The 5844-nt window shown below is 38.5% G+C and carries 7 protein-coding genes and 2 pseudogenes; 2 read left to right on the plus strand and 7 right to left on the minus strand.

What is annotated here, in order from left to right:
* Nucleotides 1-169: 169 nt before the first annotated feature.
* Together ABUA47_RS17990 and ABUA47_RS17995 are read left to right on the plus strand one after the other, a co-directional pair.
* A pseudogene (locus ABUA47_RS17990) lies at nucleotides 170-395 on the plus strand (hypothetical protein); the annotation flags it as partial.
* A 40-nt stretch (nucleotides 396-435) separates the two neighbouring features.
* Nucleotides 436-681: pseudogene (locus ABUA47_RS17995) on the plus strand (hypothetical protein); the annotation flags it as partial.
* A 119-nt stretch (nucleotides 682-800) separates the two neighbouring features.
* On the opposite strand, the gene ABUA47_RS18000 reads toward ABUA47_RS17995, so the two are convergent.
* The 7 genes from ABUA47_RS18000 to ABUA47_RS18030 all read right to left on the minus strand — a co-directional run.
* On the minus strand, nucleotides 801-1460 hold the full coding sequence (locus ABUA47_RS18000) for a hypothetical protein (RefSeq protein WP_178286292.1): 660 nt from the start codon (nucleotides 1458-1460) through the stop codon (nucleotides 801-803).
* Nucleotides 1460-2515 (minus strand): relaxase/mobilization nuclease domain-containing protein, encoded by a 1056-nt coding sequence (locus ABUA47_RS18005; protein WP_178286291.1) that lies wholly within the window; start codon nucleotides 2513-2515, stop codon nucleotides 1460-1462. Before ABUA47_RS18005 ends, ABUA47_RS18000 begins: the two co-directional genes overlap by 1 nt.
* 3 nt (nucleotides 2516-2518) lie before the next feature.
* A complete protein-coding gene (locus ABUA47_RS18010; RefSeq protein WP_410520145.1) occupies nucleotides 2519-2866 on the minus strand; it encodes a plasmid mobilization protein in 348 nt (115 codons plus the stop codon).
* A gap of 120 nt (nucleotides 2867-2986) precedes the next feature.
* The gene (locus ABUA47_RS18015; RefSeq protein WP_178286289.1) at nucleotides 2987-3244 is read right to left on the minus strand and encodes a hypothetical protein; all 258 of its coding nucleotides are present in this window, start codon (nucleotides 3242-3244) and stop codon (nucleotides 2987-2989) included.
* Between the two features lie 47 nt (nucleotides 3245-3291).
* Nucleotides 3292-5070, minus strand: a complete 1779-nt coding sequence (locus ABUA47_RS18020) for a DUF3987 domain-containing protein (protein WP_178286287.1) — start codon at nucleotides 5068-5070, stop codon at nucleotides 3292-3294.
* A complete protein-coding gene (locus ABUA47_RS18025) occupies nucleotides 5021-5656 on the minus strand; it encodes a BT4734/BF3469 family protein (RefSeq protein WP_178286285.1) in 636 nt (211 codons plus the stop codon). Before ABUA47_RS18025 ends, ABUA47_RS18020 begins: the two co-directional genes overlap by 50 nt.
* On the minus strand, nucleotides 5653-5844 hold a 192-nt coding region (locus tag ABUA47_RS18030; protein ID WP_349831851.1), incomplete at its 5' end, for a helix-turn-helix domain-containing protein. The genes ABUA47_RS18030 and ABUA47_RS18025, both read right to left, overlap by 4 nt.

Here is a 5844-nt window from a genome sequence, read left to right on the forward strand (position 1 = left end):
AATATCAGAGCGTTATATTAATAACTTATCGGGTGATTTCAGCATCTGTTTTTCGGAACATCTAACTGGACACCCTAATTAATTGATAAAGTGAGATTAAATAAGCACCTTTTTTAATGGATAATTTTGTCTGATTTTAAAAAAGTAGTGAAAAAGATATTAATATTATATGACCAAGAAACAAACTATACAATTATTTGAAGAACGTAAGGTGCGTACTGTTTGGGATGACGAGCATGAGAAATGGTATTTCTCTATTGTTGATGTTGTGGCTGTACTGACTGAAAGTGCTAATCCTCAATAAACTCAAACAACGTCTTACAGAGGAGGGAAATCAAACTGTGACAAACTGTCACGCTTTCAAAATGAAGGCTGCGGACGGTGAAATGCGTTTAATGTTCAGATAAATAAACACTATTGACTATATAGAATATTATGGCAAAGTGTAAAGAAATAAGAAATAGCACAGCTGAGTTCCTAATTTTTCAAGTTGAAGGGAAGGAACAAGGTGTTGAAGTCTACTGTAAGGATAAGACAGTTTGGTGTCCCCAGAAAGCTATGGGTATGCTGTTTGATTGCTCTACAGATAACATAGGACTTCATCTAAAGAATATCTTTGCTTCTGGGGAACTTGAAAAAAATTCAGTTACCGAGAAAATCTCGGCAACTGCTTCCGATGGCATGAGATAGGTCCTAAAGAATAAAATACAAGACCATTTGCCCGATACCATTCCAATAAATTTAGTAACCTTCGGACAAATGGTCTAACAAAGTGGATGAGTCTATTTTGCATACCACATTTATTTCCTCCATTCCAATTCCATCTGCTTCATCTTTTCATGCATCGCCATATTATCTCGTATAATAAACCCTGTTACCCCAATGAAAATTGCCCATAGACATATCAGGATAATGAGTATCAGATTTTTAACATGTTTGCTATGCCAAATTCGTTTTGTCCAGTAGCTGGGTATGTCAGCCAGGAGATATGTGATTAGGCCTTTAGGGGTGCTGGGCATAATAGGAAATTTTAGCAGTTGTGGATGGTTATTTTGGATTTTATCATTGATACATCCCAGTTCATTTTCAAACTTTTCGATGGTTACCTTTAGACTTTTCCGTTCTTCATTCATCTGATGGTATACTTTGCATATTTTCACCCAAAGATCGTAAAGAACATCTATCTTGTGGAGTACATCATCGTATCGTTCAGATAGACTATCAATGTATTCGTCATAAGTCATTTCACCTTTTACATTCTTTACTGCTTCCTCCTTAAATTTTTTTTGGCGGTTTTCCAACAAGATTCTGACCTCATTGGCTGCTACCTGGGCTATTTTGTTTACTAATTCATCCCAATTCGGGACGTTTTGGGGGAATTGCGAAGAATTATACTTTTTGAGTTCCTCAATGCTCTGTCGTATGCTACTGAGATTGGCAGCTATTATATCTTCCTTCATTATCTTCGTCTTTTATAGGTTCGATTATTATTGTTGTCCTTATCTTTGTCATCATCGCGCCATCCGCGGTTATCACTACCGCCACCTCCACCACCAGTTTGTACTTGATGGGGTTGAAGTATCAATTCAATCAAGGCTTCACCAACGGCAGATGTATTTGTACAGCCTGAACTTTCATTTTCTATCGTACTTGATTCCATACATTCAGTATTATCATTAGAATGTTTGGATGAGCCTCCGGTATGCATGAAAGACTGATAGTGCCCCTCCATATTGGGACTTGAAATTTCTGTATTTTCCCTTTCCCCTAATTTAAAACACAGTTGACCGTAGGTTAGTACCTTTGGTTCTAATTTGGATCCAGATATACTTATTTGATGGTTCGCAAAAGAAATACCTCTGATTGTATTTGTTTGGCTACTTGTGAAAAAGCGGATATTGATACCTGCTTCTTTCAGTAGCCTGCAAAATTCGTCCCAATTGGATGACCTATCGAGAATATGGTTGATGTCCATTCTTAGTTTATGTTTCTTGGCTTCATACCCACGTAACCTGTCTTCATGGATCTTCTTGCTTTTGGATGGAGCCACATATAAACCATATTTTTTGTTGAGTAGTTTGCATACCGCCATATTCCGTATTCGTTCACGACTATCAGAAATGACATTACCATCGTTATCGATTCGGTTAAAGACAAGATGACAATGGGGGTGCTCGGTGTCAAGATGTCTGGCAATGATGTATTGCGTATTGGTGATACCCATTTCTTTCATCCAATCTTTAGCAATCCTTACCATGAGTTCATCACCTTTTTCGTCGTCAGTGAAAAGATGGGCATCGTTAGGAGAGAACCCCAACGAAATATGTTTGACAGGTTTCGCTATCTTCGAACGCATGGATGCTTGGATTGTGAATGAATCGGCTATGGACTTGTTGCTGATAATACATACATCTTTATAATCTATAAGTCGTGCTTTCTTCTTGTCATTGTTGTAATCATGGGCATAATCCACGATACCAGCAAATGATTCTCTTGTCTTTATCTTTGCTATCATATATTACTTGGATTCGTTGATGAGGTTGAGTAATACATTAATGATTTCCTGACAGGAATGGTAGGTCTCTTCCAGTCCGAACGCATGCATCTTATGGGCAATCTGGTTGACATTGTTAGCAACACCTGCTATGTCTCTGATGAGTGCTGCCTGTTCTGGTTGGATGTGTTCCTTGACTGCTCCATCCATAGCTGCCTGGTGGCAATATTCGCTGATGGTCAGTCCGCATCTTTGGGCTTTATCCATGACATAGATATAGTCGGATTCGTTGAACATGACTTGGCAACTCTTGGTTCTCTTTTGATATTCGGCCAGCTTAGGACGACCACCTGCTTTTTTCTTTGTTGTCATTCTCGTGTGATTTAGGAAAGAGATTTTAGAAGGCAAGTTCAATGGCAAACCAATAGAGTTAGCCAATAGTTTTAGTCGGACTAAAACACAAACTTGCCCTTCTAAAATCGTTACCATTGTTTATTGTACATTACAATGAAGTGTGATACTGCGTTTCGGGATATATCTGCCATGGATGTGTCTTGTAATACCAGTATCAAATACCAAGTGTTTATGTGAGAAACATGCTGAAGTAAATGCTTCTTCGATTAGATTATAATCAATTACTTTTTGCACCGCATGATTTTTAATCGCATAGGTGAGAGTGTTCTTCTTGAATGGATGTCCCATTTCCTGCAATGTCGATTTTTGTTCTTCTTGTTTTCTATACTTCTTCATATTCGTAAAATTTATGGTCGTTTGACCGGTTCTGTAAATTGATATGTTTATTTTCTTTCGATCTTCTCATAATGACCTTGTGAGATTCGGTTGAGTTTTCCTTTTTTGATGTATTTGTCAATCCACTTGATGGCCGTATTCGGATTCTCATTGTATTGTTCTACCAAAGAATCGAATGTGTTCTTACTGAATGTATCTGGTAGTAAATCAAAGAAACGTTCGCTTCTTTTTAGAGATTCGGATTCACGATTTACTCCAAAATACGGAGTTAGTTTTTTATACCAATAGACCGAATGTTCAATAATCGTGTCACATATAGTCATGACTGTTCGGTAATCTACCTCCTGGCATACAAGTGGGAACGTATTATCAGGTGCTCTAATTGTAGGCAAGTGGTTCAATCTTCTAAGTGTAGTCAATAACATCATCATACGAAATGCAATCAATCCCATTCTGCGAATAACTCCTTGAATGCGGTCGTCCACTTCATCGCAATACTTATTGTTGAGTTGAATCAGGTGTTCTACAAAATCTGTTTGCAGATGAGATGGTAGGGAAAAAGAATAATTACCACTCTGTATGAATTCCGCTTGATAGTGATAGAGTTCTTCTCCAAGATTCCTGAAGATAACATTCTTTGATTTGGAAATGTCGTCCGTGGCAAACACATTCCTGATGTAACGTTTATACGGAAGCATATTAAAGATGAAACGACTCATCAATCCGTTCTCTGTATCAGGAATAAGTCTGCGCACCTGTTCGGGAGTGCCTGCTAGAACAACGGACAATCTAGGATTTTTTACCTCAAGATATTCTCTGTCCTTTCTTCTACTCAAACTGATTGTTTCATGATGATATGCTTTACGGAGCGTGTCAGAGTAATTGCCATAATCAGATTTAAGAGTCTGGCTTAATGTATCACCTTCCGTCTCAAACAATAGTCCTATACCATCATTGTCTGCAAGAATTTTTAATAATGAACTGGCGCTGCTATTAGCAGGTATAATAAACATTCTCATGGGTGGTTCCGATGGAACTGGTCCTTCTGATTTCTTACTTTTGTTGTATGCAATAGCTTCTTTATATTGTTTCTCTGCTTCTTTCGTTAATTCATGCAGTCTTTGGTTGATGGGGGTAACCAGTTCTCGGCAAAGAGAAAGACTGCCTTTCCCCATTCCTGCATCTGCTATAACATATAAATATAGATTGGCATATACGATTCGTTCATCATAAACACCACAGACATTATAGAAACAGGCAGACAGGCAGGCAATGCTTCCAAGAAGAATGGTGTCTCTGTCTTCTTTTGATAAGGCATTATCTACAACCTTGGCCAGAAAGGGAGGAAGATTATCAAATACTTCATCAGGCAGAACGGGTAAATCGGTCTCCTCATTTTTCCATTTTACCGTTTTACCATTTTGGTTATTTGGTAAAATGGTAAAATCTTGTTTGCTAGCTGTAATACCAGAGTTCATTGCCAAATGGAAGAATGATTTGATAGTTATCCCATGTCCCTTGCCATTCAGACAATTGGTATATTGCTTGTCCGTATTCGTGTAGTTATAGTTCGGATGTAGCTGACTAATACGATGATAGTAGTTTCTTCCCATTTCTCCCAATCCATCCGCAAGGGCAAAGCCAAGGTCTACCCATTGTTTGTAATCGGGAGCAATGTCTATCCCTTGCTTTTCTATTTCATGTACAATGCGCCCCACATCCTCTTCCACATTATTATATGTAGAAGCGGGATGCATGGGTGTTGTAACAAGATGATTAGAAGGGGCATCCTCCCATTCTTGGGGTAAAAATGTTTTCTTGGACATATTCTTCGTATTTAGGGTTTATGTATGCTTGTGGGTCATACGGTAAAAAGCATGAGCGTGCAACATCACTTCCAGAACTATCGACAGGCGGCAATCCTGTCGCTTGAATGCAATTGGCAACCGACTTGAAGTATCTTGAATGTTCCCAGTTTCTCAAGTCGACAGAGATTATCCATTTTACTCCATCACCTGAAGGGCTCGTAAACATCAACTCAGTATCAAAATATTCATGATTAATGAGTTTTTGTTTAAGCTCTTCGGGTACCGTTACATGGTCAAAGTCAAGACACATCAATCCCGAATGTGTTATTATTTCCCTTTCGTTCCTCTTTCTGAAAATTCCAGAGAAGGTACAATAGTCAAAGTGTGTGGCCTTGTATTGTTTCGCTTCTTTTGAGGATTCCATGGAACGTAAAGTCAAGGTTTGTTTCTTGGCATAATGACCGGTAACGTATCGATAGACATCTACCACAGTGATTGCACGATATGGTTCAATGTTGTGGATTGGCTTCAAGAAGAAGGAGAATGCAGTAAGATTCTCCAGTCCTTCCCAGTAGTCATTGGCTCCGTTCCTTTCTCTAATCATCGTACCTTTTTAGATAATATGAATTCCTGAGCTTCACGCTGTAGATCCGCTTCTGTTTTCTGATAACCACCTTTCAGCCATTCATCAATTTCTGACTTTAGGAACATAAGTCCCTTGGTCATCTTATGAAATGGAATAGTCTTCTTTGACACCCATTCATACACTGTTTGTTTTTTAGGATGACTGGG

Source organism: Bacteroides sp. RTP31139st1_H2_RTP31139_211217, from assembly GCF_040227615.1.
Taxonomy (GTDB): Bacteria; Bacteroidota; Bacteroidia; order Bacteroidales; family Bacteroidaceae; genus Bacteroides; species Bacteroides uniformis.

Coding starts and splice junctions, on each gene's coding strand:
- ABUA47_RS18010 (WP_410520145.1), bottom strand. CDS start 2,866: ATGACAACAAAGAAAAAAGCAGGTGGTCGTCCTAAGCTGGCCGAATAT.
- ABUA47_RS18005 (WP_178286291.1), bottom strand. CDS start 2,515: ATGATAGCAAAGATAAAGACAAGAGAATCATTTGCTGGTATCGTGGAT.
- ABUA47_RS18000 (WP_178286292.1), bottom strand. CDS start 1,460: ATGAAGGAAGATATAATAGCTGCCAATCTCAGTAGCATACGACAGAGC.
- ABUA47_RS18020 (WP_178286287.1), bottom strand. CDS start 5,070: ATGTCCAAGAAAACATTTTTACCCCAAGAATGGGAGGATGCCCCTTCT.
- ABUA47_RS18025 (WP_178286285.1), bottom strand. CDS start 5,656: ATGATTAGAGAAAGGAACGGAGCCAATGACTACTGGGAAGGACTGGAG.
- ABUA47_RS18015 (WP_178286289.1), bottom strand. CDS start 3,244: ATGAAGAAGTATAGAAAACAAGAAGAACAAAAATCGACATTGCAGGAA.